The organism is Pseudomonas sp. P39-UII1 (assembly GCF_039672635.1).
In the GTDB taxonomy this organism is placed as follows: Bacteria; Pseudomonadota; Gammaproteobacteria; order Pseudomonadales; family Pseudomonadaceae; genus Aquipseudomonas.
Window position 1 is genome coordinate 88,881 of the sequence record NZ_JBDFPP010000006.1, and the last position, 16,016, is coordinate 104,896.

General features: G+C 62.5%; 13 protein-coding genes. 7 read left to right on the forward strand and 6 right to left on the reverse strand.

Annotated features, from left to right (window positions below; all coding sequences use genetic code 11):
• Position 1: 1 nt before the first annotated feature.
• Both ABEH27_RS10710 and ABEH27_RS10715 read left to right on the forward strand, forming a co-directional pair.
• Entirely contained in the window at positions 2-2,770 is a 2,769-nt protein-coding gene (locus ABEH27_RS10710; protein ID WP_346613557.1) for an insulinase family protein, read from the forward strand.
• On the forward strand, positions 2,767-4,434 hold the full coding sequence (locus ABEH27_RS10715; RefSeq protein WP_346613558.1) for an ABC transporter ATP-binding protein/permease: 1,668 nt from the start codon (positions 2,767-2,769) through the stop codon (positions 4,432-4,434). Before ABEH27_RS10710 ends, ABEH27_RS10715 begins: the two co-directional genes overlap by 4 nt.
• Before the next feature lie 198 nt (positions 4,435-4,632).
• On the opposite strand, the gene ABEH27_RS10720 is transcribed toward ABEH27_RS10715, so the two are convergent.
• Positions 4,633-4,890, reverse strand: coding sequence for a hypothetical protein (locus ABEH27_RS10720; RefSeq protein ID WP_346613694.1), 258 nt, complete (start codon positions 4,888-4,890; stop codon positions 4,633-4,635).
• A 372-nt stretch (positions 4,891-5,262) separates the two neighbouring features.
• Between ABEH27_RS10720 and ABEH27_RS10725 the strand changes: the two genes are divergently transcribed.
• Complete coding sequence (locus tag ABEH27_RS10725; RefSeq protein WP_346613559.1) at positions 5,263-6,849, forward strand: M12 family metallo-peptidase; 1,587 nt, start codon at positions 5,263-5,265, stop codon at positions 6,847-6,849.
• 67 nt (positions 6,850-6,916) lie between these two features.
• Here ABEH27_RS10725 and ABEH27_RS10730 read toward each other — a convergent pair whose 3' ends face one another.
• From ABEH27_RS10730 to choX, 4 genes are all read right to left on the reverse strand, one after another.
• Complete coding sequence (locus ABEH27_RS10730; RefSeq protein WP_346613560.1) at positions 6,917-7,399, reverse strand: thioesterase family protein; 483 nt, start codon at positions 7,397-7,399, stop codon at positions 6,917-6,919.
• A 10-nt stretch (positions 7,400-7,409) separates the two neighbouring features.
• Entirely contained in the window at positions 7,410-8,375 is a 966-nt protein-coding gene (locus ABEH27_RS10735; RefSeq protein ID WP_346613561.1) for an L-carnitine dehydrogenase, read from the reverse strand.
• A gap of 18 nt (positions 8,376-8,393) precedes the next feature.
• A complete protein-coding gene (locus ABEH27_RS10740; RefSeq protein ID WP_346613562.1) occupies positions 8,394-9,278 on the reverse strand; it encodes a 3-keto-5-aminohexanoate cleavage protein in 885 nt (294 codons plus the stop codon).
• Between the two features lie 123 nt (positions 9,279-9,401).
• Complete coding sequence (gene choX, locus ABEH27_RS10745) at positions 9,402-10,346, reverse strand: choline ABC transporter substrate-binding protein (protein ID WP_346613563.1); 945 nt, start codon at positions 10,344-10,346, stop codon at positions 9,402-9,404.
• Between the two features lie 146 nt (positions 10,347-10,492).
• Between choX and ABEH27_RS10750 the strand changes: the two genes are divergently transcribed.
• Positions 10,493-11,437 carry a GlxA family transcriptional regulator gene (locus ABEH27_RS10750; protein WP_346613564.1) on the forward strand — a complete coding sequence of 315 codons (945 nt, stop codon included), beginning with the start codon at positions 10,493-10,495 and terminating at the stop codon, positions 11,435-11,437.
• 127 nt (positions 11,438-11,564) lie between these two features.
• Here the strand turns inward: ABEH27_RS10750 and ABEH27_RS10755 are convergent, their stop codons facing one another.
• Positions 11,565-11,966, reverse strand: coding sequence for a lysozyme inhibitor LprI family protein (locus tag ABEH27_RS10755; protein ID WP_346613565.1), 402 nt, complete (start codon positions 11,964-11,966; stop codon positions 11,565-11,567).
• A 285-nt stretch (positions 11,967-12,251) separates the two neighbouring features.
• Between ABEH27_RS10755 and ABEH27_RS10760 the strand changes: the two genes are divergently transcribed.
• The 3 genes from ABEH27_RS10760 to dgcA all read left to right on the forward strand — a co-directional run bounded on the left by ABEH27_RS10760 (position 12,252) and on the right by dgcA (position 15,913).
• Positions 12,252-13,229, forward strand: coding sequence for a dipeptidase (locus tag ABEH27_RS10760; protein WP_139667934.1), 978 nt, complete (start codon positions 12,252-12,254; stop codon positions 13,227-13,229).
• Between the two features lie 77 nt (positions 13,230-13,306).
• Complete coding sequence (locus ABEH27_RS10765; protein WP_027594293.1) at positions 13,307-13,837, forward strand: DUF5943 domain-containing protein; 531 nt, start codon at positions 13,307-13,309, stop codon at positions 13,835-13,837.
• 15 nt (positions 13,838-13,852) lie between these two features.
• Positions 13,853-15,913, forward strand: coding sequence for a dimethylglycine demethylation protein DgcA (gene dgcA, locus ABEH27_RS10770; protein ID WP_346613566.1), 2,061 nt, complete (start codon positions 13,853-13,855; stop codon positions 15,911-15,913).
• Positions 15,914-16,016 lie beyond the last annotated feature (103 nt).

Below are 16,016 nucleotides of genomic sequence, written 5' to 3' on the forward strand. Positions count from 1 at the left end.
GATGAAAAAGCTCCTTGCGGGCCTGCTCGGCCCGCTGCTGCTCGGCGCCTGTGCGTCGCTGCCTGAACCTGACGCGCCATTGCCCTGGGATCCCCAGGTCACCCAAGGCACCCTGGCCAACGGCATGCAATACCGCCTGGTGCGCGAGTCGGCCCAGCCCGGCAGGCTCGACCTGCGCATGACCGTCAACGCCGGCTCCGTGGACGAGGCCGACGACCAGGTCGGTGTCGCCCACCTGGTCGAGCACCTGGTGTTCCACAGCCGTGCCGGGCATGCCGAAAACGTGCGCGCACGCATGGTCGGCCTGGGTTGGGTGCAAGGCCGGCACTTCAACGCCATGACCAACTACGAGCGCACCCAGTACATGCTCAGCCCACCATCGGGCATGCGCCAGGCGCCGCAGGCCTTGCAGGTGCTGGCCGACATGGCGTTCGCCGGCGACTACAGCGCGGCGGACCTCGAGCGCGAACGGCCGATCGTCATCGAGGAATGGCGTGGCGGGCTGGGTGTGGCGCAGCGCATGAACGAACAGCGCACGGCATCGCAACGCGTCGGTTCGCGCTACCCGGCGCACCGCACCATCGGCAACGAAGCGGCTATCCGAGAAGCCAGCCTGGCCAACCTGCAAGCGTTCCAGGCCACCTGGTACCAGCCGTCGAACATGGTCATTTCAGCCGTGGGCGATTTCGAGCCTGGAGCGATGCTGGCGCAGCTCGAAACGGCCTTCGGTAAAGCGCGAGGCGGCGCGGTACCGCCGCGCGGGCATCGTGACCTGCCGTTGGATGGCCAGCTGAAGGTCTTCCGCCTGCAGGACCCTCAATCCGGCAGCAGCCAGGTGTCGTTGCTGCTGCGCCTGCACGAGCCGGAAAGCCGCGGTACCAGCCGCGCGGCAATGCGTGAGCGGTTGATCGACCGCATGGCCCTGGCGGCGCTGGTCGACAACGTGCGTCGTCAGCCCAGGCAGGCGGGTGTGCGCAGTTTGACCGCGCAGAAAACCCTGATCGGCAGCCAGTCGACGGTGCTCGGCATCGCTGCTGGCGTAGACGGCCTGCAGCACCAACAAGCGTTGCGCCAGTTGCTGACCGAGATCGAGCGCTTGCGCCAGCATGGGTTCAGCGAGCAGGACTTCGAACACCAGCGGGCGCATATCAGCGCCTTGGGCGACAAGACCCTGGCCAACCACACGCCACGTACGTTCGAGCAATGGGTCGAGCAGCTCACCAACGCCACGGCGCCTGAAGGCAGCGTGGTCGAACGCCATGCTGCAGCGCGACGCTATCTGCAGGTGTTGCCAGGCATCGACCTCGACGACCTCAACGGCAGGCTGAAGCTTTGGCTAGGCAGTGCCGACCGCGTGCTGCAGTTCAGCGTGCCCAGGCAGTCGGAGGTCGAGGTGCCAACTGTTGCGGCGGTCGAGGCATTGCAGGCGCAGATCGCCAGCCAGGTACTGCCCGCACCTGCGCAGCAGCGAACTGACGCCCCCACCGTGGCAACCTACAAGCCCGATGCACCGGGCCCAGCCGGGCAAATCGTCGGGCGCCAGGCGTTCGCCGCCGAGCACGTCGAGCACTGGGCCCTGGGCAACGGTGACAAGCTGGTGTGGCTGCGCCGCAACGGCCCGGACGGCAACTGGCTGCTACAGGCCGAATCATCCGCAGGCTACCGCCTTGCCGATGCGCCAGCCTGGCGCCTGCAGATGGCTGCGCAACTGGCGGTGCGCAGCGGGCCGGAGGGCGCTCAAGCGTGGCGCCAGGCACAGCGGGCCACGCTCGGCCTGGAGCATCAGCCGCAGCGCCTGCAGTTGAACCTCAGCGGTGCTCCCGGGCAACTGCCGGCTTTGTTGCAGAGCTATCGCCTGAGCCAGCTGGCGGGCATCGACCCGACGTTGTTCGACGAAGCGCGCAACGACCTGCTGCAGCGGGTGCGCAGCAGCCCCTTAGATGTACGTTCACGCCAGGCAAGCGCGCAGCGCGTACTCAAGTACGGCGCCGATCATTGGCAAAGCCCCGACCCGCTAGCGCTGCAACAGCTGGACCGCGAGCAGTTGCAGGCCGACTGGCAGCGCCTTGCCAGCGCCCCCGTGACCTATTACCTGATGGCCGACGTGCCCGCAGAGCAGCTCGAACCGCTGGTACGCGGTTACCTGGCCAACCTGCCGCGCGGCGCTGCGGCAAACGCGCAACCGGCCGTACAGCAGCCTGGCCAGCGCCGCACAGACCTGGCCATCGCGCTGGAGCCGCGGGCCGTTCTGCACGCCAGCAGCTACCTACCTCAAGCCTGGCAACCACAAGCGGCCATGCGCGTAGCGCTGCTGCGCGACCTCGCCAACCAACGGCTCAAGCAGCAGCTGCGCGGTGAAGCCTCGGGGGTGTATCGCCTGAGCTTCGATGCACAGCTCGACCCCGATTCGCAGCGTATCGAAAGTACGCTGAGCTTTACTTGCGACCCGGCGCGGGTGGACGAACTCTGGGCGCTGGCGCAGAAGACCCTGGCCGGTTTGAGCGTGGATGAGCAGTGGCTGAAGACCACACGCCACGAACTGCAACGCCAGGAAGCCAAGCGCCGCGAAGACCCGCAAACCCAGTTCAAGCGCCTGATCCTCAGCGAGCGCCACTGGCAAGACCCCCGCTACCTCAGCGAACAGGCCAGGTTGCCCGAAGCGTTGACCCTGCCGGCCATGCAGCACATGGCGCGGCAGCTGTTCCCCGCCGCCAACCAGGTGCAGCTGCGCCTGCTGCCATCGCCCGCCGCGCTGGAGCAGGCCTTGTGAATACCTTGCGCACGTTCTACCGCCTGAGCCGCCCGTTCTGGCACGACCGCCGGCAATGGGTGGCATGGCTGATGCTGGCGGCGGTGATCGGCCTGGGTTTGCTGGTGGTGCAGATCAATGTGCTGATCAACAGCTGGAGCAAGACCTTCTACGACACCTTGGCCGCGTTCGACACGACGGGGCTGTACGGCCTGGTCGGCGAGTACGCGCTGTACCTGGGCAGCTATGTGCTGATCATCGTGGCCATGGACTACATCCGCAAAGGGCTGGAGCTGCGCTGGCGCCAGGCGATGACCGGGCGCCTGACCGACGCCTGGCTGGCCGACCAGGCCTTCTACCGCCTTGGGCTGACCGGCGAGCCGGACAACCCCGACCAGCGTATCGCCCAGGACGTCGACCTGATGGTTGGCTTGAGCATCGAGCTGGTCGCTTCGCTGGTGATCAACCTCGCGCAGGTCGGCGCATTCGTGGTGATCTTGTGGAACCTGTCGGGGGTGCAGACCTTCAGCCTGTTCGGTGAGCGTTTCACGGTGCATGGCTATCTGCTGTGGCTCGTGCTGGCCTACACCTTGATCGGTAGCCTGCTCACCCACCTGATCGGCAAGCCGCTGCATGCGCTCAACTACGCGCGTGAACACCGCGAGGCGGATTTTCGCGCCAGCCTGCTGCGCAAGCGTGACCATGCCGAGCAGATTGCGCTGTACCGTGGTGAGGCCGTCGAGCGCGAGCAGCTGGCCGAACGCTTTCGCGCCATCGCCGACAATTGGCGGCAGTTGATGGGGCGCGAGCGCAACCTCAGCCTGTTCACCGTCTCCTACGAGCGTTTGAGCCTGATTATCCCGGTGTTCGCCGCGTTGCCGGCATTCATGGCCAAGTCCATCACCCTGGGTGGGCTGATGCAAATCCGCAGCGCCTTCAATGCCGTGCATGGCTCGCTCAGCTGGTTCATCAAGTTGTACAACAAGCTGGTGCGCTGGAGCGCGGCGTTACAGCGGCTGGAGCAGTTCGAGCAGGCGATTGCGGCCAGCCGCAGGCAGGCCGTTAGCGCCATACCGGGCGACTGCCTGTCTACCCGAGGGCTGACGCTTTTCCGGCCGGATGGCAGTGCGATGCTGCGCAACCTGGACCTGCATGCAGGGCAGGGTCAGTGGTTGCGGCTGGGTGGCCGCAGCGGGGTTGGCAAGTCGACCTTGCTGCGCACCTTGCAGGGGCTTTGGCCGTACTGCCTGGGCGACTGGCAACTGCCACCGGGTCGCAGCTTGCTGCTTCCGCAGAAACCCTACATGCCGCACATGAGCCTGCGCGCCTTACTGGCTTATCCACAGGTGCGGTCGATAGACGATGTGCAGTTGATCGGTGTGCTGGGCCAGGTGGGGCTGGGAGCCCTGATTGGGCAACTGGACAAGCAGGCTGAGTGGGAACGCGTGCTTTCCGGCGGGGAGCAGCAGCGGTTGAGCCTGGCGCGGGCGTTGCTGTACCGGCCGGATACCTTGTACCTGGATGAGGCGACCAGCCAGCTCGACCTGGGCAGTGCCCGGGGCTTGCTGGAAATGCTCAGACGGGAGTTGCCGCGGTGTACGGTGGTGGGGGTGACCCACCAGGAAGGGCTGGCACGGCTGTTTGACCGGACTGCAGAACTGGAGAAGCTGGCCGAGCCGGTTTAAGGCAGGCCTGGCCCTATCGCCGGCAAGCCAGCTCCCACAGGTATTGCACAGGCCTCGGGCCTTGAGTAATTCCTGTAAGGCAGGCCTGGCCCTATCGCCGGCAAGCCAGCTCCTACAGGTACTGCACAGGCCTCGGGCTTTGTGTAGTCACTGTGGGAGCTGGCTTGCCGGCGATAGGGCCAGTACAGGAAAAATAAATCAGGCCCGCTTGTTGAAACTCGCCAACGCCGGCAACAGATTCTTGTCGATGGCCTGGCGCACCGCCGGCAGAATCGTCGCACTCCCGGTATACATCTGCTCGACCATACCCTTCAGCGCCCGCGCATTAGGCTCTGTCAGCCCACGCACCACCGCTTCGCAAGCCTGCTCGGCACTGGCGCCCGCCGGAATCTCGAAACCGCGCGCGCGCAGCTGGCCGGCGAGGTCGTCCTGATCAATCAAATCCGCATGCATCATGGCTGTTGTCCCTTTTATCGCTAAGAGAGTGCTGCTGTGATTTACGACCGATTCTGTGTCTACCGCGACATGCCCGCAAGGGTTGTATGTCGCGATGACTGCTTTGGCTAAGAACAGGTCGTTTACGGCTAAATCGCCAACCCGGCAAGCCCGCACACTGAAGCCCTTCACGGTACCAGAGGGTTTGGTCACCCTCGCTCATGCACAGTGGATGTTGCTCGCTCTTGGCCCCGCTAGCTCACGGCTTTGCGGGGTTATTTTTATTCTGCTTGTTCTCCCTGTACAACCATACACCTAGCATTTTTGCCAGATGACGGGCTGCACAATTTATTGCTCTTCTGTAGGGGATGGAATTCCAAAGGAGCGGAAAGCGTGATTAAGAATATGTGTAAGGCCTTAGTGCTAGGGACGGTGTTGACCATGGCTTCGGCGTGCTCGTCATCGACCTCGTCGGACAACAGCACTTCAAGCGCGGTGACGCAACTGTTCACGCTTGAGCCCACCCCTGATCGCAACGTGCTTCAGAAAACGGCCACAGGTTATTTGGCCACTGTACTGTCTGATCCTTCGACCCAGGAAATCACGTGGATCAAGGTGAACTCAGCGTTAGTCAGCAATGAAACCAAAGCGTTGGCAGTAACGCTGCCGAGCGGTAAGACGGCAGCGTTCAACCTTCGTGACTTCAATACCCTTACGGCGGGTATTGAAGGCTGGGTCGGTTACACGCAATCCACCTGGAAACAGACGCATGCGCCATCGAACTCTGCAGAGATGGACAACGACCCGTTTTATTACTTATCTATCGCCAAACAAGGCAATCGTATAGTGGGCAATCTTGTAGTCGAAGGGCAGCGCTATCGAATTGATCCTGTCGGCGAGGGGCAATATGCACTGGTCAAAGTTGACGAGTCAAAGTTACCGCCAGAGGGTGAGCCCATCAGGGCTAACGAGGGATCAACCAAAGCCAGCCGAGCTTCGAGCGCGCCTGCCTCTACACACAGCATCATTAGGCTGCTTATTGTCTCGACTAATCAATCGCGTACCAAGTATCCGGACTATCGGTTGCGGGTAGCGCAAGTGCTGCAGGATGCCAATCAATATCTAAGAAATAGTCAAGTTGAAATTACCTATGAGTTGGCCGGATATTATGACGCAAACTATAACGAAACCGGTAGTTACGGCGAGCAGCTTGCTGAATTGCAGAATGCCAATTCCGACTTGGGCAGAGCTGTCTATGTGCACCGGGACGCACTAAGGGCTGATCTGGTTTCGATGCTTTCGACATTCAGCGATGTATGCGGTGTAGCTTATCAGCCCGCTGACAGCAGGGGAGGGGGTTACTCGGTCTTCAGCTGCATAGACGGCACGTTGGCGCATGAGCTAGGACATAACCTGGGCGGGGGGCATGGGCGTGAAGCAACAGACCCGCCCAATAGCTACAACCATGGTTATGAGCACGCTTCTCCAGCATTCCACACCATTATGCGGACACCCCACGGTGCGATCCCTTATTTTTCCAACCCGCGCATACAGCATCAAGGTGTAGCGATTGGTACCGTGCGAAACCATGACAATGCTCGCCGTTTCAACGAGTATCGGGAAACGGTGGCGAATTTCTATCCGCCATACTACACACCGATTACCGTTACTCTGTTCGAACAGGATAATTTTTCGGGTCGCAGCTGTACTATGACCCTTCAACACCTTGATATAAAGGGCGCCTGCATGAACGCGAGGTCTGCCAGGGTGCAAGGCGCTGCGGTGAAATCGAGTTTCTGCATCGGTAATGGTCAAGCCACCAGCGAATCTTGCTACATCGTTGGCAGCGAAACCGGCGACTATTCCGCTTCCAATTTGGACAACCCTAGTAATCTGCCACCCAATGTAACGCATAGAAAAATTGGGGCTGGCGCCATTGGGAATGTGTTGCAAGCTCGGTACCAGCTCCTTTACCGCTAGTGGTCAGTGTAACCGGCACGGTCAGCCTTTTGTGTTGGGCTGGCCAGTGCCGGCGCTTCAAACCCTATTAATCATCGTGCTGCTTGGATAGCTGAATGGTTCTACTCGGGTGTTTGGGCTTTGGCAAGTTTCTTTGCTCCTCAATTATTTGTTCCAGCGCTTGTAGGGTTCGGTCGCCAAATGGGGTCGACTTTGGTCCGGCCAAGTCTACGTGAAGCAACATTTGTTCACTTGCTGCCAATGCTTCGTCGGATTCTTTTCGATGCAGACTGTGATAAATCTGCAGGCGCTTGTGATCAAACCCGATGATCTGCGTTTGCACCCACACTTCTGTACTTAGTTTTACTTCATGCAGGTAGTTGATGTGCGCTTCCAGGGTGAACAGCGAATTTCCGCTGTGCCCACGGCTGTCGGCATCCAGGCCGATGCGTTCCATCAGCGCATCGGTGGCATAGCTGAATATCAGCAGGTAATAGGCATCGCGCAGATGCCCGTTGTAGTCCACCCAATCCTTTTGGATCGGGGTGCGGTAGGTGGTCAGTGCTGGCATTGCTTGCTCCTCAATCGCCAAAGGCCATGCCATGTGTTGCCTTGCTGGTCTTCACTGCCTCCAGCACCGCCAGCAGGGTGTCATCACGGTAGCGCTCCAGCGCGGCGATGCTGCGCTCGCCCAGTTGTGCCGAGGTGCCGTCGACCACATCGTCGATCAGTTTGTCGGTCAGCTCCGGCGCTGGCAGGTAGGTCCAGGGCAGCTTGAGGGCTGGGCCGAACTGCGACATGAAGTGGCGCATGCCGGCATCGCCACCGGCCAGGGTGTAGGTGAGGAAGGTGCCCATGAACGACCAGCGCAGGCCGGCGCCAAAGCGGATGGCATCGTCGATCTCGCCGGTGGTGGCCACGCCGTCGTTGACCAGGTGCAGCGCCTCGCGCCACAGCGCTTCTAGCAGGCGGTCGGCGATGAAACCGGGGACTTCCTTGCGCACGTGCAGCGGGCGCATGCCGAGCGCGGTGTAGATGGTTTTGGCAGCTTCGATGGCTTCAGGGGTGGTGCGGTTGCCGCCGACGATCTCGACCAGTGGCAGCAGGTATACCGGGTTGAACGGGTGGCCGACTACGCAGCGCTGCGGGTGGGTGGACGACTCGTAGAATTCACTGGGCAACAGGCCCGAAGTGCTGGAGCCGATGATCGCGTCGGGCTTGGCGGCGGCGCTGATCCTGGCGTGCAGGTCGAGCTTGAGGTCAAGACGCTCTGGTGCGCTTTCCTGAATGAAATCGGCCTCGCGTACGCATTCCTCGATGGTGGCAACGAATTTCAGCCGGTCCTGTGACGCCCCTGGAGCCAGGCCTTGTTGCTCAAGCGCCGGCCAGGCGTTGGCGATGCGTTTGCGCAAGGCTTGCTCGGCACCGGGCGCCGGGTCCCAGGCCACTACATCCAGGCCGTGGGCGAGGGCGCGGGCGACCCAGCCGCTGCCGATCACGCCGCTACCCAGGGCGGCGAAAGTCTTGATCTCGGTAATGAAGGGCATATCGGTCTCCTGAAGGGATCAGCGGCGCTTGAGGTTCATTTTTTCCCGGCCTTCTGCCGGCGTGAGCACGCGCCCACCCAGGCGGGTGATGATCTCGGCTGCGCGTTCCACCAACTGGCCGTTGCTGGCCAGCACGCCACGGTCCAGGTACAGGTTGTCTTCCAGGCCGACCCGCACGTTGCCGCCGAGCAGCATGGCTTGTGCTGCCATGGGCATCTGCATGCGGCCGATGCCAAAGCCCGCCCAGGTGACGTTGGCCGGCAAGTTGTCGACCATCGCCTTCATGGTGGTGGTGTCAGCCGGCGCGCCCCACGGGATGCCCAGGCACAGCTGGAACAGCGGGTCGTCGAGCAGGCCTTCTTTGATCATCTGCTTGGCGAACCACAGGTGGCCGGTGTCGAAGATTTCCAGCTCGGCTTTCACGCCCAACTCGGTAATGCGCTTGGCGCCGGCGCGAAGCTGCGCGGGGGTGGAGACGTAGATGGCATTGCCGTCGCCGAAGTTGAGGGTGCCGCAATCGAGGGTGCAGATTTCCGGCAGCAGCGCTTCGATATGGGCCAGGCGTTCCAGCGGGCCGATCAGGTCGGTGCCTGGGCCGAACTCCATGGGCGATTCGCCCGGGCCGATTTCCAGGTCGCCGCCCATGCCGGCGGTCAGGTTGACGATGATGTCCACGTCGGCTTCGCGGATGCGTTCCATGACTTCGCGGTAGAGGTTGACGTCGCGGCTGAAACGACCGGTTTGCGGGTCGCGGACGTGGCAGTGGACCACGGTGGCGCCGGCTTTGGCGGCCTCCACGGCGGACTCGGCGATCTGTTTCGGGGTGACCGGGACCAGGTGGCTCTTGGCGACCGTGTCGCCGGCGCCGGTGAGGGCGCAGGTGATGATGACGTCGTGGTTCATGGCGGTTCCTTGTGATGTCTGTGCTGGCCCTTTCGCGGGGCGAGCCCGCTCCCACAGGATCAGCGAGATCCTGAGTTTTACGCTGTACCTGTGGGAGCGGGCTTGCCCCGCGAAGAGGCCGGATCAGTTGGCGGTGAGCTTGAGGTTCTCGGCCGCAGGCTTGCCGTCGAAGGTGGTCACCCCTTCGAGCCAGCGGGCCTTGTCGTCGGGGTGGTCCTTGAGCCACTGGCGGGCCGAGGCCAGTGCGTCCTTGTGGTCGAGCAGCGGCTGCATCATGCGGCTCTCGTCCTCGGCGCTGAATTTCAGGTTGGCCAGCAGGCGGTGCGCGTTGGGGCAGCGGTCGGCGTAGTCCGGCGCGGTTACCGTCCACACCGTGGCGCGGCCTTCGTCCGGGCCAAGCGCGTCCTGGCTGTCGCCCAGGTAGGCCATGTCGATGTTGACGTTCATCGGGTGCGGCGCCCAACCGAAGAACACCACCGCCTCCTTGCGCCGCACGGCGCGGTCGACGGCGGCCAGCATGCCGGCCTCGCTGGACTCGACCAGCTGGAACTTGCCCAGGCCGAACTGGTTCTTGGCAATCATCGCCTTGATCTGGGTATTGGCGCCGGAGCCCGGCTCGATGCCGTAGATTTTCCCGCCCAGCTCCTTCTCGAACTTGTGGATATCGGCGAAGGTCTTCAAACCTTTGTCGGCCAGGTATTTGGGCACGGCCAAGGTCGCCCGGGCGTCTTCCAGGCTCGGCTTGTCGAGCACCTTGACCTGCTGGGCGTCGACGAACGGGGTGATGGTCTGGGTCATGATCGGGTTCCAGTAACCCAGGAACATATCCAGGCGCTTGTCGCGGATGCCGGCAAAGATGATCTGCTGCGAGGCACTTGTCTGTTTGGTCTGGTAACCCAGGCCGTCGAGCAGCACCTGGGCCATGGCGCTGGTGGCGATGACGTCGGTCCAGTTGACCACGCCAAGGCGCACATTCTTGCAGGCCGCAGGCTCGGCGGCGAAAAGCGGGGTTGCAACGATGCTGCTCAGGGCAAGGGACAACAGGCTGCGGCGGATCAAGCTGTGCATGGTGGCTCTCCATCGGCAGTGCATATTGTTATTGAGGGCGGCCTCTGCGGACCGTGTGAATACGCTACGCTGGCGGCAGGGTGGGAAATCGCACCCTGGCGACCAACACTTGCACGGAAGCGACCACCTGTGACGTGGAGCAAGCAATGCCGCAACTGATTCATTTCCTGCTGCTGCCGGGGTTCTCGGCCATGGGCTTCATCAGCGCCCTGGAGCCGTTGCGCGTGGCCAACCGGTTCAAGGGGCCTTCGTACCGTTGGCGGGTGCTGAGCCTGGATGGCGGTGCGGTGGAGGCCAGCAATGGCATGTCGGTGAATGCCGATGGCGCGCTGGGGGAGGGTGAGCCGGGAGGCCTACTGTTGATCGTCGCCGGCTTCGAGCCGCTGGCGTGTTACGGCCCGGCGCTGCAGCAGGCGCTGCGCCGCCTCGATCACCAAGGGGTGATCCTTGGCGGCATCGACACGGGCCCTGTGGTGCTCGCCGAGGCGGGCCTGCTCGACGGCCATCGCGCGACCTTGCACTGGGAAGCGCTGGACGCATTCAAGGAGCGCTATCCGCGCCTGCAGGCGACCCAGGAGCTGTTCGAGATCGACCGACGGCGCATCACCTGCGCCGGTGGCACGGCGTCGATCGACCTGATGCTCGACCTGATTGCGCAAGCGCATGGCAGTGAGCTGGCGGTGCAGGTGTCGGAGCAGTTCGTGCTCGGGCGTATCCGCCCGCGACAGGACCACCAGCGCATGCAGATCGCCAGCCGTTACGGCATCAGCAACAAGAAGCTGGTGAAGGTGATTGGGGAGATGGAGCGCAATACCGAGCAGCCGCTCAATACCCAGGTGCTGGCCGATGCGGTGCAGGTGACGCGTAGGCAGCTGGAGCGGTTGTTCCGGTTGCATCTGGACGATACGCCCAGTGGCTTCTACCTGCGGTTGCGGCTGGACAAGGCGCGGCAGTTGCTGCGCCAGACCGATATGAGCGTGCTGGAAGTGGCGGTCGCGTGTGGGTTCGAGTCGGCTTCGTATTTCACCCGGTGTTATCGGGCGCGGTACCAGTGTTGCCCGCGGGAGGACAGGTTGGCCAGGGCAGTTTGATTTCCTCCTGCACTGGCCCTATCGCCGGCAAGCCAGCTCCCACAGGTATTGCACAGGCGTTGAATGCCGTGGGGTACCTGTAGGAGCTGGCTTGCCGGCGATAGGGCCTGCGCAGGAAACAGGGATTTCACTGCTGGCCGATGGACTGCAAATACTCCGACCGGTCATCACTGCGCTGCGCCACGCAGGTATCCCAGGCCGCCTGGAATGCCTTGCTCCCCTGCTTCTCGGCATAGGTCTCGACCTTGCAATCAGCATCGCGCAGTTGCGTCCACAGCTTCTCTGCCGCGTCCATGCGCCCGATCAGCGCAGTGGCCTGGTCGCCTTCGTCGGCATATTGATCGCGAATCCGCTGTATCAAGTCATCGTAAGCCGACTTCAGCTCCCGCTCGGCCGTCTGCTTGCTGAACGCCGCGCAGGCGTAGGTCTGCTGGTCGGTCTCGACGTTGTCGCACGGGGTGCTTTCTTCCTCGCCGGCCTGGGCGCCCGATACGACGGCCAGCAGCGCCAGCCATGCCAATGATTTCATCCCTTTTCTCCTCAACAGGCTGACGAATCGCAGGGATTCTCGCTCAGACGAAGGCGCCTGGGTAGCCACCTGTCCAAATGTTCATAAAGCATCCAGAAAGGTCGTTATCGAGACTGTCTCTCATCGCCAGACGGCGTGCCAGAGGGCGTGTTGTCGCGCATTGACGCTTTCGGCAAACCCCCTGTCGTTTTTGCATCGGGGCGCCTCGGGGCACAGGCATATGCTGGCCCCAAAGCGCCGGCACAACGTTCGGTGCGACCCAACTCAATAAAAGGGGACAGCCTGATGAGCCCAGCCGAATTACACGCCGACAGCATCGTCATCGACGGTTTGATCATTGCCAAGTGGAACCGCGAGCTGTTCGAAGACATGCGCAAAGGCGGGCTCACGGCGGCCAACTGCACGGTGTCGGTCTGGGAAGGGTTCAAGGCTACCGTCGACAACATCGCCTCCAGCCAGAAGCTTATTCGCGACAACAGCGACCTGGTCATGCCGGTGCGTACCACCGCCGACATCCGCAAGGCCAAGGAGCTGGGCAAGACCGGCATCCTCTTCGGCTTCCAGAATGCCCATGCGTTCGAAGACCAGATTGCCTACGTCGATGTATTCAAGCAGCTGGGCGTGGGCATCGTGCAGATGTGCTACAACACCCAGAACCTGGTCGGCACCGGCTGCTACGAGCGTGACGGCGGCCTGTCCGGCTTCGGCCGCGAGATCGTCGCCGAAATGAACCGCGTGGGCATCATGTGCGACCTGTCCCACGTCGGCTCCAAGACGTCCGAAGAAGTCATCCTCGAATCGAAAAAGCCGGTGTGCTACTCGCACTGCCTGCCCTCGGGCCTGAAAGAGCACCCACGCAACAAGTCGGACGCAGAACTGAAGTTCATCGCCGACCACGGCGGCTTTGTCGGCGTGACCATGTTCGCGCCGTTCCTGGCCAAGGGCATCGACTCGACCATCGACGACTACGCCGAAGCCATCGAGTACACCATGAACATCGTGGGTGAAGACGCCATCGGCATCGGCACCGACTTCACCCAGGGCCACGGCCAGGACTTCTTCGAGTACCTGACCCACGACAAGGGCTACGCCCGTCGCCTGACCAACTTCGGCAAGATCATCAACCCGCTGGGCATCCGCACTGTCGGCGAATTCCCCAACCTCACCGAGACCCTGCTCAAGCGCGGCCATTCCGAGCGCGTGGTACGCAAGATCATGGGCGAGAACTGGGTAAACGTCCTCAAGGACGTCTGGGGCGAGTAAGCCGCTCTCCAAGCCTGATAGCCCCTGCCAGCAACGCCGGGGCACCCACATGAAAATTTTTATGGAGTTGAGTTTCCATGGCCAAGATCGCCCCGCAATTGCCAATCGAAGTCGACAGCGAGACCGGTGTCTGGACCAGCGACGCCCTGCCGATGCTGTATGTACCGCGCCATTTCTTCGTCAACAACCACATCGGCATCGAGGAAGTGCTGGGCGCCGACGCCTACGCCGAGATCCTCTACAAGGCTGGCTACAAGTCCGCCTGGCACTGGTGTGAAAAAGAAGCCGAGTGCCATGGCCTGGAAGGCGTGGCGGTGTTCGAACACTACATGAAGCGCCTGAGCCAGCGTGGCTGGGGCCTGTTCGAGATCCAGGACATCGACCTGGACAAAGGCACCTGCAGCGTCAAGCTCAAGCATTCTGCGTTCGTGTACGTGTACGGCAAGGTTGGCCGCAAGGTCGACTACATGTTCACCGGCTGGTTCGCCGGCGCAATGGACCAGATTCTCGCTGCCCGCGGCAGCAAGATTCGCACTGTGGCCGAACAGGTCTATGGCGGGTCGGAAGAAGGCCACGAAGATGGCCTGTTCGTTACAAAGCCGTTGTAAGCCGGAGATAGCGTCATGGCATTCGAAGCAATGTTCCAGCCGATTCAGATCGGCAAACTGACCATCCGCAACCGCGTGCTCAGCACTGCGCACGCCGAGGTCTACGCCACTGACGGCGGCATGACTACCGACCGCTATGTGAAGTATTACGAAGAGAAGGCCAAGGGCGGCATCGGCCTGGCGATCTGCGGCGGCTCGTCCGTAGTGGCCATCGACAGCCCGCAAGAGTGGTGGGCATCGGTCAACCTCTCGACCGACCGCATCATCCCGCACTTCCAGAACCTGGCCGACGCCATGCACAAGCATGGCGCCAAGATCATGATCCAGATTACCCACATGGGCCGTCGCTCGCGTTGGGACGGCTTCAACTGGCCGACCCTGATGTCGCCGTCGGGCATCCGTGAGCCGGTGCACCGCGCCACCTGCAAGACCATCGAAGTGGAAGAGATCTGGCGGGTTATCGGCAACTACGCGCAGGCTGCGCGTCGGGCCAAGGAAGGCGGCCTGGACGGCGTCGAACTGTCGGCAGTGCACCAGCACATGATCGACCAGTTCTGGAGCCCGCGGGTCAACAAACGTACCGACGAATGGGGCGGCACCTTCGAAGGCCGGATGAAGTTCGGCCTGGAAGTGCTCAAGGCCGTGCGCGCCGAGGTGGGCGACGATTTCTGCGTGGGCATGCGTATCTGTGGTGACGAGTTCCACCCCGATGGCCTGAGCCACGAGGACATGAAGCAGATCGCCGCGTATTACGATGCGACCGGCATGCTCGACTTCATTGGCGTGGTCGGCTCGGGGTGCGACACCCACAACACCCTGGCCAACGTCATCCCCAACATGAGCTACCCGCCGGAGCCGTTCCTGCACCTGGCGGCCGGCATCAAGGAAGTGGTCAAGGTTCCGGTGCTGCACGCGCAGAATATCAAGGACCCGAACCAGGCCACGCGCATCCTCGAAGGCGGCTACGTGGACATGGTCGGCATGACCCGCGCGCACATGGCTGACCCGCACCTGATCGCCAAGATCAAGATGGGCCAGATCGACCAGATCAAACAGTGCGTGGGTGCCAACTACTGCATCGACCGCCAGTACCAGGGCCTGGATGTGCTGTGCATCCAGAACGCCGCGACCTCCCGTGAATACATGGGCGTACCGCACATCATCGAGAAAACCACCGGGGTCAAACGCAAGGTGGTGGTGGTCGGTGCCGGCCCTGCCGGTATGGAAGCCGCCCGCGTGGCGGCCGAACGCGGCCACGACGTGACCCTGTTCGAGAAGAAAGACCAGATCGGCGGGCAGATCACTATCGCCGCCAAGGCCCCGCAGCGTGATCAGATCGCCGGCATCACCCGCTGGTACCAGCTGGAACTCGCGCGCCTGAAAGTCGACCTGCGCCTGGGCACCGCTGCCAGCGTGGACGCCATCCAGGACCTGCGCCCGGACGTCATCGTGCTGGCGGTGGGCGGCCATCCGTTCGTCGAGCAGAACGAACACTGGGGCGCCGCCGAAGGGCTGGTGGTCAGCAGCTGGGATGTGCTCGACGGCAAGGTTGCGCCGGGCAAGAACGTGCTGGTGTACGACACCATCTGCGAATTCACCGGCATGTCGACGGCAGACTTCATTGCCGACAAGGGCAGCCAGGTCGAGATCGTCACCGACGACATCAAGCCAGGCGTGGCGATGGGTGGCACCACGTTCCCGACTTACTACCGCAGCATGTACCCGAAAGAAGTGATCATGACCGGCGACATGATGCTGGAAAAGGTCTACCGCGAGGGCGACAAGCTGGTGGCGGTGCTCGAGAACGAGTACACCGGCGCCAAGGAAGAACGCGTGGTCGACCAGGTGGTGGTCGAGAACGGTGTGCGGCCTGATGAAGAACTGTACTACGCGCTGAAGGACGGTTCGCGCAACAAGGGCCAGATCGATGTGGAGGCACTGTTCGCCATCAAGCCGCAGCCGATCCTCAGCCAGCCGGGCGAAGGCTACCTGCTGTATCGCATCGGCGACTGCGTGGCCCAGCGCAACGTGCATGCGGCGATCTACGACGCCTTGCGGCTGTGCAAGGATTTCTGATCCAGCGCGCCTAAACGCCGTAGACCCCTGTGGGAGCGGGCTTGCCCCGCGAATGCGTCAGCACCAACAACGATGTTGTCAGGCCGGACGTCTTCGCGGGACA